We start from the raw sequence: 17,811 nt of genomic DNA on the forward strand, positions 1-17,811 counted from the left end.
CTGTGGATCAAGGATCTGTCGGCACCCGATCCGTTGACGCCGCTCAACCTGTTCGGCCTCATTCCCTGGTCGCCGCCGGCCTTTATTGCGCTGGGCGTGCTGCCGATCCTGCTCGGCATCACAATGTGGCTGCAACAGCGCATGAACCCGACCCCGCTCGACCCTGTGCAGCAGCAGGTGTTCGCGATCATGCCCTGGGTTTTCATGTTCGTGATGGCGCCGTTTGCTGCCGGTCTCCAGTTGTACTGGACGATCAACAACCTCGTCTCGATCGGCCAGCAATGGTATATGCTGCGCAAATATCCGGCGCCGGCGACCCCGCCCGAGCCTGTGACAATCGACGCCAAGCCGGTGACAAAGCCCGTTACCAAGCCTGTCACGCCTGCGAAGCCGACAACCAGAACGGCGCGCCGCAAATGACCACCGACCATGATGAACGTGCCCGCCAGTACCTGATCGAAACCGCGCGCAAGCGGTTCGCGGGCCCGGTGAACTTCACGCTTTCGGCGCCGGAACTGCATTTCCTGCCCGCGCCGACCTGCCCGGAAATCGCCTTTGCCGGACGCAGCAACGTCGGCAAATCCTCGCTGCTCAACGCGCTGACGGGGCGTCATGGCCTGGCTCGCGCCTCGACGACGCCGGGACGCACGCAGGAATTGAACGTCTTTGAAGTCGGTGAGCCGGTGCTGTTCCGGCTGATCGACATGCCCGGCTATGGCTATGCCGAAGCGCCGCGTGACCTGGTGGCGCGCTGGAAAGCGCTGATCCTCGATTATCTGCGCGGCCGCGCCGTGCTGAAACGCGTGCTGGTGCTCATCGATTGCCGCCACGGTGTCAAAACCGTGGACAAGGAAATCATGACGATGCTCGACAAGGCGGCGGTGTCATATCAGGTCGTGTTGACCAAGGGCGACAAGGTCAAGCCCACTGCGCTGGCTGCCACGCTGGCCGCCGTTGCCGCCATCGCCCGAACCCATGTCGCAGCCCACCCCGAGGTGCTGACGACCAGCGCCGAAACCGGTGAAGGCATTGCCGAATTGCGTGCAGCGGTGCTGGCGGCGACACTGTAGCTTTCGGGCGCCAGCGTTCGGGTGCTGGCTTTCCTCTTTCCAAAGCCGGGCAAGCCGTTAGACAGGTCTGGCTTGCGCGTTAAGGAAAGTCTGATGAATCGGTTGCTGTTTGCTGCCTGTGTGCTTGCGTCGCTGCCGGTCATGGCCGATCCGGTGTTTTCCCCTGATCGTATCCGCGCCGATGTCGGCTTTCTGGCCGATGACCTGCTCGAAGGACGCGACACCGGCAGCCGCGGCCATGACATCGCGGCGCGCTTCGTCGCTACCGAATTTGCAAAGGCCGGGCTGAAACCGGCCGGGTCCGATGGCTGGTTCAAGCCGGTCGGCCTTGCCGTCACCAGTCTTGTGCCCGGCAGCGCCTCGTTGACCCTGATCGGCAAGGGCGGCGAGACCGTGCTGCCGCATGCCGGTGACGTCATTGTCTCTGCCGACATGATCCGCACTGCCGCCGATATCGAGGCGCCGCTAGTATTTGTCGGCTTCGGCATCGACGCCCCGGCGCATGGCCATGACGATTATCGCGGCCTTGACGTGAAGGGCAAGATTGTTGTCGCCATCGGCGGCATTCCCAAGGGGCCACCGGACGAGGTTCTGGCCCATCTGGCATCGAAAAAGGGCGAAATGGCAGCCGCGCGCGGCGCCGTCGGCTTCATCGGCCTTATCGGCCTCAGGGGACAAAAACAGTATCCCTGGCCGCGCCGGCTCGAGACGGCGAACGAGCCAAGCATGACATGGGTGGCAAAGGACGGCACGCCGCATGTCGAGGGTGCCGCCCTGCAAGGCGCAGTTCAGCTCAGCCCTTCCGCAGCCGAAATGCTGTTTGCCGATGCGCGCCGGCCGCTCGCCGACGTGCTGGCGCAGGCTGATAGCGCCGGAGGTCGCCCGCGCGGCTTTGCCCTGCCCGGGCGCGCCCGCATCAAGGCACAGAGCGTGCACAGCCGCATCACCAGCCCCGAGGTCATCGGCCTGCTGCCCGGCAGAGATCCGGTGCTGAAGGACGAGTATGTCGTTATCATGGCCCATCTCGACCATATCGGCATCAGCGCCAGCAAGAAGGGCGACAAGATCAACAATGGCGCGCTGGATAATGCGTCGGGTGTGGCCGTGATGCTGGAAGCGGCCCGCGCCTTTGCGGCCAGCCCCCCGCCAAAGCGGTCAGTGCTGTTCATTGCCAATACGGGCGAGGAAAAGGGCCTGCTGGGTGCCGAGGCCTATGCAGATGATCCCGGCATACCGGTGCAGAAAATCGTCGGCGTCGTCGATCTCGACATGCCGCTGCTGCTGTATGATTTCACTGATGTCATCGCGTTTGGTGCCGATCACACCACCATGGGCAATGTCATCGCCAGCGCGGCGGCGCAGGCGGGCGTCACCCTGTCGGCAGATCCGATGCCGGAGGAGGCCATATTCGTGCGGTCGGACCATTACACGATGGTCAAGCGCGGCGTTCCGGCGGTGATGCTGGCGACGGGCTTTGCCGGCGAAGGCGCCAAAGCCTGGAGGCATTTTCTCGAAACCGATTACCACCAGCCCAGCGACGACATGAAGCTGCCGATCAATTGGCAGGCAGCCGCCAAGTTCGCGCGCGTCAATTTCCTGATCGCCAGCCGACTGGCCGACGACTCGCAACGGCCGCTATGGTATCAGGGCGATTATTTCGGCCAGACCTTTGCGCCGGCTGCGCCCAAGGCGCCGCGTGCCGCGAAATAGGGACGGATTGGGAGAGGCAAGCATGAAGGTCATCATCGGCAATCGCAGCTATTCGAGCTGGTCTCTGCGCGGCTGGCTGGCGGCCAAACAATCAGGCCTGCCGTTCGAGACGATATTGGTGCCGATGGACACGCCGGAATGGAAATCGGGCGCTGCCAAGGCCGACATGCCTTCGGGGCAGGTGCCGGTACTGTGGGACCATGACGTGCCGGTCTGGGACAGCCTGGCGATGATCTTGTGGCTGTCCGACAAAGGCGGCCACGACCGTTTCTGGCCGCGCGAATTGCCGGCCCGGGCATTGGCTTATGCGATCAGTGCCGAAATGCACGCGGGCTTTGGCGCGCTGCGCGCCGGCTGCCCGATGAACCTCAAGGAACGCTTTCCTGCCTTTGCGCCGACGCCCGAAATCATGGCCAATGTCGCGAGGATCGATGCGCTGTGGTGCGAGGCACGCAGCAAACATGGCAGCGACGGAACCGAGCCATGGCTGTTCGGGCGTTTTGGTGCCGCCGACATCATGTTCGCGCCGGTCTGCACGCGCATCGACACCTATGGACTGCCGGTCAGCGACACGGCTGCGGCTTATGTTCGCGCCATGCTGGGTCACCCCTGGATGCGCGAATGGCGCGATTCGGCCAAGGCCGAGACCTATCCCTTTGATCGTTACCCCATTGCCGGAGGCGTCCCCGCATGAACCCTGCCAACATTGGCCGCGCGACCATCGTCGCCGCCGTACTCGTCCTCGCCGCCGGTCCGCTGCTCAAGTTCGGCATCATGCCATGGGCGCCGGCGCTGGGCATGTTTGCCATCGGCGCCATATTGGCCGGAATCGGCGGGCTGTATTGCTTGTGGCAATTGTTGCGCCGGCGCGGCGGCACGATCACGGTTCTGGCGGCAGCGGCAGGCCTTGCCGCCGCAGCAATACCGGGCGCGATCCTGCTCGAAGCCAGCGACAAGCCGCCGATCAACGACATCACCACCGATGTCGGCAACCCGCCCGCCTATGTCGGCATCACCGCCGCCATGCGCGGTGAAGGGGCTGCGCCGCTGTCCTATGACCCGTCCTTTGCGCCGCAGCAGGCGCGCGCCTATCCCGATGTGCGCCCGCTCGATTTGCCGGTGACGCCGGACAAGGCATTCGCCATCGCCATGGCGGCCACTCAAGGCTGGGAAGTTGTTGCCAGCGACCCGGCGACAGGCCGCATCGAAGCGACCGATACCGTGGCCTGGTGGGGCTTCAAGGACGATATCGTCGTGCGGCTGACGGCGACGCCGACCGGCACGCGCGTCGATTTGCGGTCCAAATCGCGCGTCGGCAAGGGCGACCTGGCCGTCAATGCCAATCGCATCACCGCCTATCTCGACCGTGTTGCAGCCGAAATGCGCAAGACCGGCGTATAATGGCTGTTCTGGATGTCGCGGACCTGACCCGCGCGCTGATCCGTTGCCCCAGTGTGACGCCCGCTGATGCCGGCGCGCAGGATGTGCTGGCCGATGCGCTGACCGGCCTTGGCTTTGCCGTGACGCGGCTGCGCTTTGGCGGCCCGCCCGATGGCCCGGTGGACAATCTGTTCGCCACCATTGGCGGGGACGGCCCGCATTTCGCCTTTGCTGGCCATACCGATGTGGTGCCCACGGGCGAGCTTGCCGGCTGGAGCCAGGACCCGTTTGCGGCCGATGTCGCAGGCGGCTTCATCGTCGGGCGCGGCGCCGCCGACATGAAGGGGGCGATTGCCGCCTTTGTCGTGGCCACGCAGCGGCGGCTGGGGCGGGGTCCGCTGAATGGCCGGCTGTCGTTCGTCATCACCGGCGACGAGGAGGGGCCGGCCATATATGGCACCGCGCCGATGCTGGAGTGGATGGAGGCGCAGGGTCTGGTCCCCGATAGCTGCCTTGTCGGTGAGCCGACGTCGCAGATATTGGGCGACACCATCAAGGTCGGCCGGCGCGGGTCCTTGAACGCGTGGATCACCGTCAACGGCGCGCAGGGCCATGTCGCCTACCCCGACAGGGCCGACAATCCGATCACGAAACTTGTTGCGATCATGGCCGAACTCAAGGCCCGGACGCTCGACAGCGGCACTGACTGGTTCCAGCCGTCCAATCTTGAAATAACCGACCTCACCGTCGGAAATCCTGCCACCAACATGATCCCGGCACAGGCTCTCGCCCGGCTGTCCATCCGCTTCAATGACCTGCACCGGGGCGCCGAACTGGAACAATGGCTAAAGGACGTCGTCACCCGCCATGCGCCGTCGCACAAGCTGGTGGCGCGGATATCAGGCGAGGCGTTCCTGACCGGCCCCGGCTCGCTTGCCAGCCTGGTTGCCGGCGCCGTCCATGATGTGACCGGCCGCACGCCAGAGCTGTCCACCAGCGGCGGCACGTCTGATGCGCGCTTCATCCGCCGCTTGTGCCCCGTCGTGGAATTCGGCTTGCCGGGCAGCAGCATGCACAAGGTGGACGAGCATGTCGCCATCGCCGATCTGTCGGTGCTGACAGACATTTACGAAGGCGTGCTTAACCGCGTGTTCGGCTGAAAAGCCCTACTGCTCGTCCTTGTAGCGCGCTTCCAGGAACTTGCCCTGGATGCGAAACGCATCACGGTCCGACGCTGCCAGCGTTTCCGATGCGCGGCCAAGTTCGGTTTCGACGGCCTTCAGGCCTTCGACAAGGCTGGCATCCAGCGTGCGGCCATCTTCCTCTATGGTGCGGACACGCTGTTCGGCCGGCACGCGGGTGTAATGGCCTACCAGTTCGGGCAGATGCTTGGCCAGCAACCGCGATATGTCCTGTGCCACCGGATCGTCGGGGCGAACATGCGCCAGCTGCGTTTCCAGCGTCGCCAGCCGACCGGCGATGGCATCGATCTGCGGCGCCGCGAGGCGGGGCAATTGCCGGCGTTGCCGATCGAGCCAGGCATCGGCAATGGCCGGCAGTTCGGCAGGCGGCGCGGTGTCGAGCGCGCCCGCATCCGCTTCGGGCATCGACCATCCAAAGGCCAGCGTCATGGCGACAAGGCCCAGCAACACCGACAGCAGCAGACCGCCGATGCCGATGGGACCAATGACAAAGCCATAGACAATCAGCGCGATGATCACGGCAAGCCCGGTGCCGCCGGCGCGGGTCAGCCGCTGCGCAACGCGCTCCTTGCGGCGTTCCCAGCGGCGGGCGCGGGCGCGCTGCATGGCTTCACCGCGGGCGAGCCGCGTGCGGCGGGCCTCGTCAGCGTCGAACGGACGGTCGCTGGCCATCAGGGCAGGGCCTCCAGCGGCGAAGCGCGATTTTCGGCCTGCGATTGGGCCTGGCCCTGGGCGCGGGCAACATAGGCCCGGCTCTTTTCGACTTCGACCGACAGCGTATCAACCGTCGTCTTCATCGATTCCAGCGCCTTGAGCTTGTAGGTGTCGATGGCGTCCATGGTCTGATAGACATTCTGGAAGGCGCGTTGCAGCGTTTCCACCGGGATCGTCGCCGAAGATGCCTGTTCATGGATGGTTGCGGTGTTCTGCTTGAGCAGTTCCCCGGTCGAATCGATGATGCCCGCCGTGGTGGTGTTGAGCTGCGTGATCTGCGCCAGCACCAGTTTCTGGTTGGTCATCGCCTCGGCAACCGTGATGGCGGTGCGCAGCGCGCTGACGGTCGTGGTCGAGGCCCGGTCAACGCCCTTCATCAGCTCGACATTGTTCTTCTTGACCAGATCCAGCGCCAGATAGCCCTGAACGCTGACGGCAAGCTGTGTCAGCAGATCGGTGGTGCGCTGCCGCACATAGAACAGCGCAGTCTCGCGGATGGCCTTGGCCTTGGCAGGCTCGCTGACATCGAGCGAAATCGCCCGCTCCTCCAGCTTGCCATCCAGCGTCTTGGACATGTGGACCATCTGTTCCAGCTTGCCCATCGCGTCCCACAGCTTGGCGCGTTCATCCTCGATGCTGATGTTATCCTTGAGCAATTCGTCCTTGCCGCTTTTCAACGCGCCCAGGATGGCGTTGATATTGCCCTGCGCCGACTTGTAGCTGTCGAAATAGGACCGCAGCCGGTCGCCGCCGAACGGGATCAGGCCGAACAATTTCTTGCGCCCCGTCAGCTTGCCTTTCTTGCCGGGGTCCAGATCCTCGACGATGCGGCGCAATTGCACCAGATCGGCGCCGATGCCGGCTTCCTTGTCCATGGCACGGGCCGGACGTTCCAGGAACCGGTTGGACTGGGCAGCGGCGCGGGCGATTTCGGTCGAGCCAAGATTGGCCAGCGCATCGACCTTCTTGCCGAATTCGGGGCTGGCGGCATCAGTGGCGATGAGATCGTCGATGAAACTGTCGACACGGGCATCGAGCGCCGTCTTCTGGGCATCCGCCAGCGGCACCAGCCCGGCAGCCCTTGACGGCGCGATGGCGCTGACCGCTACCGGGGGTTCAAGTTTGATCGCAGTCTCGTCGGCCATGATTGTTCCTTCCTGGACGCCCTTCTAGCAAAGCCTGAGGCGTGTTCCTACTGTGTTAGGGTTGCAAAACGCTATTGCAAGGGGTGTGGCAGGAATTTGCAGCGCCAGTGCGGCAAATCACGCGGTTCGGGCCATCAATCCGGCAATGGTATCGTGGAACCGCTTGACGCCCTGCTCCAGCCCGCCGAGCAGCACATGGTCGACGGCGCCCGACGAAAGACCCTGCTGGCCCAGCGCGGCGGCGCGGAAATCCTCGCCCGCAAACACGCCGCCATCCAGCAGCGCCCAGCTTTTTGCCCAGTGCCGCTCGGCCTTGTCATCGGCAGGCGGGGCGGGGATCAGCATGAAATCCTCCACCAGCGTGCGGTCTACCGTCTGGGGCATGATGACCATGATGTTGATGTAATCGGGGCTGGCGATGATCACCGTCGCCGGCGTGAGCGTATAGGTGAAGGTCACGGCGCGGCGGATATCGCGCATGTCGTCCAGATCCATGCCGTCCAGCGCCGCCAGCCGTCCGACGGCCGATCGCGCGTGCGGCCCGATGGAATCGCCGGTCGTCACGCCGTCCTGAAAGAACGGCGCAATGGTCTTGGCGTGCAGCCGCACGACATGATAACTTTCAAGGAATGCATCCATGATCAGCTTCCAGTTGGAGGCGACGTCATGCGTGCGGCGGGCGTAAAGATGCTGGCCGCCGAAATCGAGCGCAGCAAAATCATCGGCGAGCGGCCCTGCTGCCAAGGAAAAATCCGCAGGTGCCTCGCGGTCCAGCCCCACCCAGATCAGCCCGCCAGCCTCGACGCTGGGCATTTCGACCAGCCCGCGCTGCGTCTTGTCCAGCGCCGGAAAGCTTTCTGGGCGCGGCAGGCCCCTTAGCCGGCCATCGGTGCCATAGCTCCAGGCGTGATAGGGGCAGACCAGCGCCGGGCCGGATTGCACGTCACAGCCCTCCACCAGCCGCGTGCCGCGATGCCGGCAGACGTTAAGGAACACACGAGCCGCGCCCGTGCCGTCGCGAGCAATCAGCAACGGCAGGCCGAAGCCATCATGCGGCACTGCCATGTTCGGCTGCGGCAGCAACGCGGACGGCGCGATCACCACCGGCTGGCGCTTGAACAGCAGCGTCATTTCGCGGGCGAAGTGATCGGCGCAGGTGTAATTGCTGGCCGCGATGGTGCTGGTCACCGCAGGGGTGGGCTGCTGTGCTGCGGCGGCAATCCCGCGTGCCAAGGCAAGCTGACCGGGGGTGGGCTGGCGGAAGGGCACATGAATATCCATCGCCTGATGATATGCCCAAATCGGCCCCCAAGGAAACAGCCGCTTTGCGCAGGACTGGGGGAGGGGGGCGTGACAGCGGCGCCGGCGTGTTTAATGTGCGCGGATGACCGACACCCGCAGTGCCTCCGCCCCCAATATGCTGGGCGCCATCAAGCCATTTTTCGAACCGGCGCCGCTGGGCGCGCTGGCGCTCGGCATGGCATCGGGCCTGCCCTATGCCATGATCGCGTCGACTCTGACGACGCGGCTGGCGGAAAGCGGCATCGACAAGAAATCGGTGACGGCGTTCGGCCTGGCGCTGCTGGTCTACAGCTTCAAGCCGCTATGGGCGCCGCTGATCGACCGGGGCCGGGTGCCGTTGCTGGCTACGCTGCTGGGGCAGCGCCGGGCCTGGCTGCTGGTCGGCATGATGATGGCCACAGCTTCGATCATCTGGCTGGGCGCGCTCGATCCCTCCGCCGATCTGGCGATATTTGCTTTTGCCGCCGTGGCGGTGGGCTTTTCCGGTGCCACGCTGGATATCGTCATCGATGCCATCCGCATCGAATGGCTGCGCGCCGACCAGATGGGCGCCGGGTCGGGCATGACGCAATATGGCTGGCGCATGGGCAGCTATCTGGCCGGCGCCGGCGCGCTGGTCATCGCCACGCGCGCCGGCTGGAGCCTGGCCTATCTGGCGGCGCCGTTGCTGTTTCTGCCTGCGCTGGTCGCCGCGCTGTGGCTCGGCGAGCCGGCGCGCCCGGCGGTCACCCCCAGCGGCCCCGGCATCAGGGCGGCGCTGCGCGATTCGATTGCTGCGCCGCTGGCAGATTTCATGACCCGGCGCGGCGCCTGGCTGGTGCTGCTGTTCGTGCTGCTCCACAAGATCGGCGACACCGTCTGCCAGCTTTCGGTGCGCCTGTTCTACAATGACCTCGGATTCACCAAGGACGAAGTGGCATTCTACGATGTGTCGCTCGGCCTGTTCGGCTACCTGGGCGGCGTGTTCCTCGGCGGCCTGCTCTACAAGCGCATGGGCCTGACCGGCTCGGTGCTGCTCAGCCTTGTGCTGATGGGCGTGAGCAACCTGGTGTATGCCGGGCTGGCGTTCGTGGGCCATGATGTCTGGGCGCTGGCGGCCACGCAGGGCTTTGAAAACCTCGCCAGCGGCATTGGCGGCGTCACCATCGGCGCCTGGCTGGCGTTGCTGTGCGACCGCCGCTTTACCGCCACGCAGTTCGCGCTGCTGTCGTCGGCTGCCGCCATCGCCGGCCGCGCTTTTTCGTCGGGCAGTGCCGGCGCACTGATCGAGGCGCTTGGCTATGTCGATTTCTACCTGCTCACCACAGTTCTGGCGCTGCCCGGCATTGCACTGTTCTGGTGGCTGATGCGCGCTGGCCTGGTGCAGGACGAGGTCGAGGACGGGGTGGTTGAAACAAAGCCGTAACCGCAATGGCACCGGCCTGTCACATGCACGGTCTAAGGCAAAGAAATTGCCCGACCGGAGAGCGCCGATGACCATCGCCCTGCAGCATCCCCTCACAGCCGCCGCGCCGCTTTGGCACCGTGCCGGCGATCTTGAGGTGCGGCTGGCACAGGGTAGCGGCGAAATCGCGGCTGCCCAACGGCTTCGCTATCAGGTGTTCTACGAGGAAATGGGCGCCCATGCCGGCGATGCTGCGCGGGCCAGCGGCACCGACGCTGATGATTATGACGCGCTGTGCGACCATCTGCTGGTCATCGACCATGCCGGCCCCGGTCGGCCGCAGGTTGTCGGCACCTATCGCCTGCTCCGCCAGGACGTGGCCGAAGCGCACCGGGGGTTCTATTCCGCTGGCGAATTCGACCTTGCCCCGCTGCTGGCGCAATCGCGCCCCGGCGCGCAATTGCTCGAACTTGGCCGCAGCTGCGTCGCGCCGGCGTTCCGTACCAGCGCCACCATCAGCCTGTTGTGGCGCGGCATCGCCAGCTATTTGTCGCGCCATGGCATCGGGCATCTGTTCGGCTGCGCCAGTCTTTATGGCACCGACCCGATGCTGCACGCCGCCGAGCTGTCTTATCTATTCCAGAACCACCTGGCGCCGCCGGAACTGCGGGCGCGCGCACTGCCGCCGCACCGGGTTGAACTGAACCGGCTGCCGTCCGCCAGCATCGATGTGCGCGCCACGCAGCGGGCGTTGCCACCGCTGGTGCGCGGTTATCTGCGCGTCGGCGCCATGGTCGGCGACGGCGCCTTTGTCGATTATCAGTTCAATACCGTCGATGTGTTCGTGGTCATGCCGGTAGACCGCATCACCAGCCGCTATGCCGCCCGGTTTGGCGCTGCCGCAAATTGACGATATGCTGGTTGGCATGAGCCAGCCCGCCCCACTTCGCATCGATTTCGTTTCCGACATCGTCTGCCCCTGGTGCGTCATCGGGCTGAAGGCGCTTGAGAAGGCGCTGGCGCGCACTACCGACATTGTCTCGCCGCAGCTGCATTTCCAACCGTTCGAGCTCAACCCAGGCATGGCGCCCGAAGGCGAGAACTCCGCCGAACACGTGGCCCGCAAATATGGCGCCAGCGCGGCACAATCCGCTGCCAGCCGGAACACCATCCGCGATATGGGCGCCGACCTGGGCTTTGCCTTCAAGGGCGGGCCTGATGCGCGGATCTGGAACACCTTCGATTGCCACCGGCTGCTGCATTGGGCCGAGCGTGCCGGGCTTGAACGCCAGCACGCCCTGAAAATGGCGCTGTTCGACGCGCATTTCACGCGCGGCGAGCCGCTGAACGATTCCGAAACGCTGGTGCGGGCAGCGATTGCCGCCGGCCTTGACGGCGCCGCCGCGCGCGACGTGCTGGACAGCGGGCGATATGCCGACGAAGTGCGGGCCGCGCAGGCGCTGTGGCGCGACGCCGATATCCATGCCGTGCCGGCCATCATCTTTAATGGCCGCCATGCGATCCTGGGCGGGCAGCCGGCAGAGGTGTTTGAAAAAGTCATCCGCCGCATCGCGTCAGGCGAAGTCTAGCCGGCCTGCGCGGCAAGCCATGGCCCCAGCCTTGCAATCGCCTCATGCGTTTCGGGCGTGGACACGGCAAAGCTGATCCGAAGGAACCGGTGGCCATCGACAGGGTCGAAATCAATGCCCGGCGCGGCCGCAATCCCGGTTTCGCGTAGCAATTTCTCAGCAAAGGCCATGCTGTCGTTCGTCAGATGGCCAATATCGGCATAGATGTAAAACGCCCCGTCAGGCGGCGCGATCCGCGTGATGCCCATGCCGGGCAGCGCCGCCAGCAACGCAGCGCGATTGGCGGCATAGGCCGCGACATGGCCGTCAAGCTCGTGGGCGCAATCCATGGCAATCAGCCCGGCGTGCTGCGACAGCGACGGCGGGGTCAGGAACAGGTTGCCCATGCGCGCCCGCGCCGCATCAATCAGGTCCGGCGGCACCAGCAGCCAGCCCAGCCGCCAGGCCACCATGCTGAAATATTTGGAAAAACTGTTGATGATCAGCGCGTCCGGGTCGTGCGACAGCAGCGACGATGCCGCGCCGACAAAGCTGATGCCGTGATAGATTTCATCGGAAATGATGCGGATTCCGCGCGCCTTGCATACGGCCGCGATGGCGGCCAGTTCGGCGTCGGCAATGATCGTGCCGGTCGGGTTGGCCGGGCTGGCGGTGATGACGCCCGCCGGCGCCGGTTCGATCGCGGCCAGCGCCGCCGCTGTCAGTTGATACCGTTCCGCCGTTCCGCAGGCGATTTCCACCGGCACCATGTGCAGCGCCTTCAGCGTGTTGCGATAGGCGACATAGCCCGGCCGGGCCAGCGCCACCCGGTCGCCGGGCTGGAACACGCACGACAACGCCATCACGAACGCCGGCGAGGCGCCGCAAGTCAGGATGATCTGTTCAGGGTCAACGTCCAGCCCATATTGGTCCCGGTAATGCCGGGCGATACGCGCCTTGAGCAGCGGCGATTCCCAATACCCCATCGGGTCGCTGGCCAGCACCGCCTGTGCCGCTGCGATGGCCGGTGCGGGCGCGCCGGTCGAAGGCTGACCGAACTGCATATGGATGATCGACCGGCCTTCGGCCTGCAACTGATGGGCCAGCCGGCTGATGGCGATGGCATGAAACGGGTCGATTGCTGCGGTCATGGCGCTGGCAATGGCATGGCTTTGCCGCCCCTGTCACGGCCAATTGCGGGCGGGCGGCGCCTGAACCGCGCCTGAGTCGCGAGCCTGAGCCGTTGACAGGTTCGGCCCGGCCCGGCTTGGTGCCCGCCATGTTCCGCCGCGCCGCCCGCCTTTGCCTCGCCGCCTTGCTGCTGCTGTCCGTGCCGCTGGCGGCCAAACCGCAGCCGCTGGCGGCCAATCCGCTGCGCGTGGCTGCCGCGTCCGACCTGCGGCTGGCGCTCGGCGATATTGCCGCGCAATTTACACGCAGCGGCGGCGGGCCCGTGGCACTGACCTTTGGCGCATCCGGCACCTTGGCGCAGCAATTGCAGCAAGGTGCACCGCATGATGTGTTCCTGTCCGCTGATGAAAGCCTGGCGCTGCGTCTTGCCGATGCCGGTCTGACGCGGGGACGGGGGCAGGTCTATGCCATCGGGCGGCTGGCGCTGGTGGTGCGGCGCGATTCCGGGTTGTCCGCCGATCTGGCATCGCTGAGGGCAGATCTTGCCTCGGGACGCATTACGCACATGGCCATCGCCAATCCGGCGACCGCGCCTTATGGACAGCGCGCCGTGCAGGCATTGACCGCCACTGGCGTGCTTCCCGGCGCAAGCGCCAAGCTCGTGCTCGGAGAGAATGTCAGCCAGGCGCTGCAATTCGTGGCATCGGGCGCGGCGCAGGCCGGTGTGGTGTCCGAAGCGTTGACCCGTGACCCGGCCATTGCCGCTGTCATCATTGCCCGGCCCCTGCCCGCCAATCTGCATGCGCCGCTGCGCCAGCGGCTGGTGGTGATGAAGCCCGCGGGGCCAGCAGCACAGCGTTTTGCGGCCTATGTCACCGGGCCGCGTGGACGCGCCATTCTGGCCGCCCACGGGTTCGCACTTCCATGATGGACTGGACTGCGCTGTGGCTCAGCCTGTGGCTTGGCACGGTGACGACCGCGCTGCTGGCGCCAGTGTCGCTGGCGCTGGGGCATTGGCTGGCGGTGACGCGCTGGCGGGGCCGGGCGCTGGTCGAGGCGCTGCTGATCCTGCCGCTGGTGCTGCCGCCGACCGTGATCGGTTTCTATTTGCTCACCGGCCTTGGCCCACAGTCGTTGCCGGGACGGGCGTGGGCGGCGCTGTTCGGGGAGGGTCTGGTGTTCAGTTTCTCGGGGCTGGTGGTGGCATCGTTGATCGTCAACCTGCCGTTTGCGGTGCAACCGGCGCAGCGCGCCTTCGAGGCAGTGGGCCAGCCGCTGCGCGATGCCGCCGCCACCTGCGGGCATAGCGCCTGGCGCTGTTTCTGGCGGATCGAACTGCCGCTGGCCTGGCCCGGCGTGGTGACGGGGCTGGTGCTGGCCTTTGCCCATACCTTGGGCGAATTCGGTGTCGTGCTGATGGTCGGCGGCGCCATTCCGGGCCGCACGCGCACGCTGGCCCTGTCGATTTATGACCGGGTACAGGCCTTTGACAATCACGGCGCCGCCATGATGGCCGGCATGTTGATGGCGATCAGCTTTGCGGCTGTCGCGCTGGTGTTCGTGCTGGGGCGCCGCCGTCATGCCCGCTGAGGGGTTGCCCGCTGAGGGTTTGAGCGCCGCCATACGCGCGCACGGCGCCGTGGCGCTGGATGTGGCGATCGATGTGGCGCCGGGCCAGACCATGGCGCTGGTGGGCGCATCGGGCGCCGGCAAGACCAGTGTGCTGCGCGCCATCGCCGGGCTGATGCTCATGACCGGGCATGTGCGGGTCGGCGGGCACGTCTGGCAGGACAGCGCGGCGGGCGTGCTGGTGCCGACGCGCCGGCGCCGGATCGGCATGGTGTTTCAGGACGGCGCGCTGTTCCCGCACATGACGGCGCTGGAAAACATCGCCCAGGCCATGCCGGGCGATACTGATGCACGTGACCGTGCCGCTGCGCTTCTGGCGCAGGTGCAGCTTGCCGGCCTCGAAAACCGGCGCCCGGCGCAACTGTCCGGCGGCCAGCAAGCCCGGGTCGCGCTGGCCCGTGCATTGGCCCGTGATCCTGAAATCCTGCTGCTCGATGAACCCTTTGCCGCTGTTGATCGTCCGGTCCGCCGGGCACTTCTGGCATTGGTGGCGCAGGTGCGCGCCAGCAGCGACATGCCGATCCTGTTCGTCACCCATGACATGGCCGAAGCCGCCGCCAGCGCCGACACATTGTGCTTTCTGGTGGACGGCCACAGCATCGAAACCGGGCCTGCGCAGGCGCTGCTGGCGAACCCGTCAAGCCGGGTGAGGCGCTGGCTGGACGGTTAGGCGAACACCTGTTCCAGTTCGGCCTGGCCCGGACCCTCCTTGGCGGCGACCAGTTCGATATACAGTGCCGCAACCATGACACAGCCAGCCAGAGTGATGGCGGCGCTGCCCGTCTGGAGCGCCAGCCGCGCTGCAAATCCGATGTCCGCCAACGCCGCAATATTGACCATGAGCGGCGCCAGCACGAGCGCATAAGCGACTACGGCGATCATGATGAGGCCAAACACGGCCCAGCGATGACCCTTGGTCAGGAACCGGCTGCGGCCGAAGCTGGCCATCATGCCGCCATCCTCGACGACCGCCACCGGCCCGATCAGGACCCACATGGTCATCAGGAAAACCCCCGGCACGATGAGCAGCACAAGCCCGAACGCAAAACACACATAGTAAACAAGCGAGAGCACCAGAAGCGGGAAAAACCGGGCAAGGCCAGTCTTGAGCGCCGGGACAAGGCCAGCATCCTCGCCGCGGGCATCGGCCACGGCCAGCTTCATCGCGGCGCAGGCCACAAGAAACATCACGAGGCTGGACAGCGTGGTCGCCAGCCAATAGCCCCCGGTTGCGGCGCCGGCAGCAACCGCCTCGGGCGTCGGCGCATCCAAGGCATAACCCGTCAGCAAGCCCGGCGCCAGCATCAGCGCAGCCAGAGCGCCCAGCGCAGCGATGTTGCGACCGATGCTGCTGGCTGTGCGCGACAGCACGGCGCCCATGCTGAAACCGTCGCCGTTTGCGTCTGCCATGGCCTGTCCTTTTGGTAACAATATCCTTGTTCCAGATCGCTTGCCGCTTGTCGAGTCGCCCACAAGCGGCAATAACGGGCGCGTATCGGGAGCAGATGTGACAGTCAAAAACAGTGATGCGGCAGTGGCAGAGGCGCACCGGGCGCTGCTTGCCGATGGCCAAGTCCAGTTTCAGTTCAGCGACCCGCCAGCGCCAGACCCGGCTGCCGCAAATCCGTGGCGCTGGCTGGCCGATCTGCTGGCGTGGATTTTCGACAATGCGCCCTGGCTGAAATATGTGCTGATCGCGCTGGGTGTGGCACTTCTTGCTCGGTTGTTATGGACATTGTGGCAGCGCTGGCAGCGGCGCAGCATGGCGCCTGCCACACCGGACGACGGCTGGCGGCCCGAGGCGCAAGCGGCGCGCGATCTGCTGGCGCAGGCCGATGCGCTGGCGGCGGCGGGCGAATATGGCGCGGCAGCGCATCTGCTGCTGCTGCGGTCCGTCGAACATATGGCCGCGCGCGACCCGCGCCTGATGCGCGCCAGCCTGACCAGCCGCGACATTGCCCGGCTGCCGGGGCTGGCGCCGCCGGTGGCCAGCGCCTTTGAATCCATCGCCGATGTCGTCGAACGCTGGTTGTTTGCCGCCGCACCCGCCAACCACGACGATTGGACCTCAAGCCGCCTTGCCTATGCCAGCGTTGCAGTTGGCGGCGGGGCAGGCGGACGATGAACAAGACCCCCTTTGGCCCGCGTGCGCCGCTGGCGTTGGCGGTGTTCGGCGTGCTGGCGTTTGTCGCCTATGCGCTGCTGTCGACCTTTGCCGGCGATCTCGGCAATGGCCGCGACGGCGGTGGCCATGCCCTGTCGCAAAGTGCAACGGGCAATGCCGCGATTGTCACCCTGCTGCGCGCCTCGGGCGAGGAGGTGACCGTCTCTCGCAGGGCGCAAACCGATTATCGCGCCGGCCTTTTGGTACTCACCCCGGCGCCGGGCAGCGACCCCAAGGCTGTGGCCAAGCTGATTGCCGACCGCCCGATGGGGACAGTGACGCTTGTCGTGTTGCCCAAATGGGTGACGGCGGCGCAGCAGGACAAGCCCGGTTGGGTCTGGCGCACCGGCACGCTGGACGGCGCCGCATCGCTGGCTCCGCTGCGCCGCTGGACGCCCGGTGCCGGCACCCGCGTGACACAGGCCAATGGCACTTCGGGGCGTTTGTACGCGCCGTCAATTCCGGTCCCCGGCCCTTCCGGGCAGGACGCGACCATGTCGGTCATTGCGCCCGGCAACCTGCACAGCATCGCCGGCAAGGGCATCAAGCCTGTGCTTGCCGACCAGTTCGGCGCCGTGGTGCTGGGCGAACTGCAGCCCGGCCTGTATGTCCTTGCCGACCCCGACATCATCTCCAACCATGGCATCAGGAATATCGCCGATGCGCGCGCGGCCGTTGCCATCCTGCGCTGGCTGGCAGACGGGTCGGACGCGGGCGACATCGTCTTTGACGTGACATTGAACGGCTTTGGCGCCGGCGGCCGCAGCCTTGGCCGGCTGGCGCTTGAACCGCCGTTCCTGGGCGTGACCCTGTGCTTGTTGTTTGCCGCGTTGCTGGCGGCGCTGTCTGCCTTGCCGCGCTTTGGCCGCGAGCAGGACGAGGCGCCGGCGCTGGACCATGGTGCCCGCACCCTCATCGACAACGCCGCCGATCTGGTGCGCGTGGCCGGGCAGGAAGCGGCGGCTGCGGCGCGCTATGCCGGGCAAGTGCTCGAACGCGCGGCCCTGCGTGCGCGGCTGCCGGCAGGCTTGAGCATGGCGCAGCAACAGGCGCGGCTGGGCGACGGCCATGACATCTTGACGAACGACGCGCTGGCGGCACGCGGTCCGGGCGCGGCCCTGGCTGCGGCACAGGCGCTCTATGATTGGGAAGAGAGACAAAGCCATGCACGACGCTGAAACTCACGACGGTGACCATATGGGCGCACAGCAACTGGGCGCCGCCATCGCTGCCGAGGTTGGCAAGGCGATCATCGGCCAGGACCAGGCTGTGCGCCTGCTCACAGTGGCGCTGCTGGCTGGCGGGCATGTGCTGCTCGAAGGACCGCCAGGGGTGGCAAAGACCTTCCTCGCGCAATGTTTTGCCCGCGCCACCGGCCTGGATTTCGGCCGCATCCAGTTCACGCCCGACCT

The 17,811-nt window shown here is 66.0% G+C and carries 20 protein-coding genes; 15 read left to right on the forward strand and 5 right to left on the reverse strand.

Features of this window, described 5'->3' with window-relative positions; translation table 11 throughout:
- The 6 genes from RMQ73_RS00210 to dapE all read left to right on the forward strand — a co-directional run.
- Nucleotides 1-420, forward strand: a 420-nt coding sequence (locus tag RMQ73_RS00210; protein ID WP_310495939.1) for a YidC/Oxa1 family membrane protein insertase, incomplete at its 5' end; no start/stop codon positions are given.
- Nucleotides 417-1,070, forward strand: a complete 654-nt coding sequence (gene yihA / locus RMQ73_RS00215) for a ribosome biogenesis GTP-binding protein YihA/YsxC (RefSeq protein ID WP_310495940.1) — start codon at nucleotides 417-419, stop codon at nucleotides 1,068-1,070. The genes RMQ73_RS00210 and yihA, both read left to right, overlap by 4 nt.
- A gap of 93 nt (nucleotides 1,071-1,163) precedes the next feature.
- On the forward strand, nucleotides 1,164-2,780 hold the full coding sequence (locus RMQ73_RS00220; RefSeq protein ID WP_310495941.1) for a M28 family metallopeptidase: 1,617 nt from the start codon (nucleotides 1,164-1,166) through the stop codon (nucleotides 2,778-2,780).
- A 22-nt stretch (nucleotides 2,781-2,802) separates the two neighbouring features.
- Entirely contained in the window at nucleotides 2,803-3,474 is a 672-nt protein-coding gene (locus RMQ73_RS00225; RefSeq protein WP_310495942.1) for a glutathione S-transferase, read from the forward strand.
- Nucleotides 3,471-4,181 (forward strand): DUF1499 domain-containing protein, encoded by a 711-nt coding sequence (locus RMQ73_RS00230; RefSeq protein WP_310495943.1) that lies wholly within the window; start codon nucleotides 3,471-3,473, stop codon nucleotides 4,179-4,181. The genes RMQ73_RS00225 and RMQ73_RS00230 overlap by 4 nt, the downstream gene beginning before the upstream one ends.
- Nucleotides 4,181-5,320 (forward strand): succinyl-diaminopimelate desuccinylase, encoded by a 1,140-nt coding sequence (dapE, locus tag RMQ73_RS00235; RefSeq protein WP_310495944.1) that lies wholly within the window; start codon nucleotides 4,181-4,183, stop codon nucleotides 5,318-5,320. The genes RMQ73_RS00230 and dapE overlap by 1 nt, the downstream gene beginning before the upstream one ends.
- Nucleotides 5,321-5,326: 6 nt before the next feature.
- Here the strand turns inward: dapE and RMQ73_RS00240 are convergent, their stop codons facing one another.
- From RMQ73_RS00240 to RMQ73_RS00250, 3 genes are all read right to left on the reverse strand, one after another.
- A complete protein-coding gene (locus RMQ73_RS00240; protein WP_310495945.1) occupies nucleotides 5,327-6,034 on the reverse strand; it encodes a hypothetical protein in 708 nt (235 codons plus the stop codon).
- Nucleotides 6,034-7,221, reverse strand: a complete 1,188-nt coding sequence (locus tag RMQ73_RS00245) for a toxic anion resistance protein (protein WP_310495946.1) — start codon at nucleotides 7,219-7,221, stop codon at nucleotides 6,034-6,036. Before RMQ73_RS00245 ends, RMQ73_RS00240 begins: the two co-directional genes overlap by 1 nt.
- Before the next feature lie 117 nt (nucleotides 7,222-7,338).
- Nucleotides 7,339-8,502: an aromatic ring-hydroxylating dioxygenase subunit alpha gene (locus tag RMQ73_RS00250; RefSeq protein ID WP_310495947.1), complete on the reverse strand. Its 1,164-nt coding sequence runs from the start codon at nucleotides 8,500-8,502 to the stop codon at nucleotides 7,339-7,341.
- 103 nt (nucleotides 8,503-8,605) lie between these two features.
- Here RMQ73_RS00250 and RMQ73_RS00255 point away from each other — a divergent pair, with 103 nt between their 5' ends.
- From RMQ73_RS00255 to RMQ73_RS00265, 3 genes are all read left to right on the forward strand, one after another.
- Entirely contained in the window at nucleotides 8,606-9,928 is a 1,323-nt protein-coding gene (locus RMQ73_RS00255; RefSeq protein ID WP_310495948.1) for an AmpG family muropeptide MFS transporter, read from the forward strand.
- A gap of 67 nt (nucleotides 9,929-9,995) precedes the next feature.
- Nucleotides 9,996-10,817: a GNAT family N-acyltransferase gene (locus RMQ73_RS00260; RefSeq protein ID WP_310495949.1), complete on the forward strand. Its 822-nt coding sequence runs from the start codon at nucleotides 9,996-9,998 to the stop codon at nucleotides 10,815-10,817.
- A gap of 16 nt (nucleotides 10,818-10,833) precedes the next feature.
- Entirely contained in the window at nucleotides 10,834-11,496 is a 663-nt protein-coding gene (locus RMQ73_RS00265) for a DsbA family oxidoreductase (RefSeq protein ID WP_310495950.1), read from the forward strand.
- Here the strand turns inward: RMQ73_RS00265 and RMQ73_RS00270 are convergent.
- A complete protein-coding gene (locus tag RMQ73_RS00270) occupies nucleotides 11,493-12,626 on the reverse strand; it encodes an aminotransferase class I/II-fold pyridoxal phosphate-dependent enzyme (RefSeq protein ID WP_310495952.1) in 1,134 nt (377 codons plus the stop codon). The two genes, RMQ73_RS00265 and RMQ73_RS00270, sit on opposite strands and share 4 nt — an antisense overlap.
- A 128-nt stretch (nucleotides 12,627-12,754) precedes the next feature.
- Between RMQ73_RS00270 and modA the strand changes: the two genes are divergently transcribed.
- From modA to RMQ73_RS00285, 3 genes are read left to right on the forward strand one after another with little or no spacing between them, the layout of a single operon-like run.
- Nucleotides 12,755-13,534: a molybdate ABC transporter substrate-binding protein gene (modA, locus tag RMQ73_RS00275; protein WP_310495953.1), complete on the forward strand. Its 780-nt coding sequence runs from the start codon at nucleotides 12,755-12,757 to the stop codon at nucleotides 13,532-13,534.
- Nucleotides 13,531-14,196 (forward strand): molybdate ABC transporter permease subunit, encoded by a 666-nt coding sequence (modB, locus tag RMQ73_RS00280; protein ID WP_310495954.1) that lies wholly within the window; start codon nucleotides 13,531-13,533, stop codon nucleotides 14,194-14,196. Before modA ends, modB begins: the two co-directional genes overlap by 4 nt.
- Before the next feature lie 19 nt (nucleotides 14,197-14,215).
- On the forward strand, nucleotides 14,216-14,905 hold the full coding sequence (locus RMQ73_RS00285) for an ATP-binding cassette domain-containing protein (protein WP_310495955.1): 690 nt from the start codon (nucleotides 14,216-14,218) through the stop codon (nucleotides 14,903-14,905).
- Here the strand turns inward: RMQ73_RS00285 and RMQ73_RS00290 are convergent.
- Nucleotides 14,902-15,645 carry a hypothetical protein gene (locus tag RMQ73_RS00290; protein ID WP_310495956.1) on the reverse strand — a complete coding sequence of 248 codons (744 nt, stop codon included), beginning with the start codon at nucleotides 15,643-15,645 and terminating at the stop codon, nucleotides 14,902-14,904. The two genes, RMQ73_RS00285 and RMQ73_RS00290, sit on opposite strands and share 4 nt — an antisense overlap.
- Before the next feature lie 97 nt (nucleotides 15,646-15,742).
- On the opposite strand from RMQ73_RS00290, the gene RMQ73_RS00295 reads away from it, so the two are divergent.
- The 3 genes from RMQ73_RS00295 to RMQ73_RS00305 all read left to right on the forward strand — a co-directional run.
- On the forward strand, nucleotides 15,743-16,360 hold the full coding sequence (locus tag RMQ73_RS00295) for a DUF4129 domain-containing protein (protein WP_310495957.1): 618 nt from the start codon (nucleotides 15,743-15,745) through the stop codon (nucleotides 16,358-16,360).
- Nucleotides 16,357-17,577: a hypothetical protein gene (locus RMQ73_RS00300; RefSeq protein ID WP_310495958.1), complete on the forward strand. Its 1,221-nt coding sequence runs from the start codon at nucleotides 16,357-16,359 to the stop codon at nucleotides 17,575-17,577. The genes RMQ73_RS00295 and RMQ73_RS00300 overlap by 4 nt, the downstream gene beginning before the upstream one ends.
- A partial coding sequence (locus RMQ73_RS00305; protein WP_409049809.1) for an AAA family ATPase occupies nucleotides 17,564-17,811 on the forward strand: 248 nt, incomplete at its 3' end. The genes RMQ73_RS00300 and RMQ73_RS00305, both read left to right, overlap by 14 nt.

This window comes from Sandarakinorhabdus sp. (assembly GCF_031430775.1).
Lineage (GTDB): Bacteria > Pseudomonadota > Alphaproteobacteria > Sphingomonadales > Sphingomonadaceae > Sandarakinorhabdus.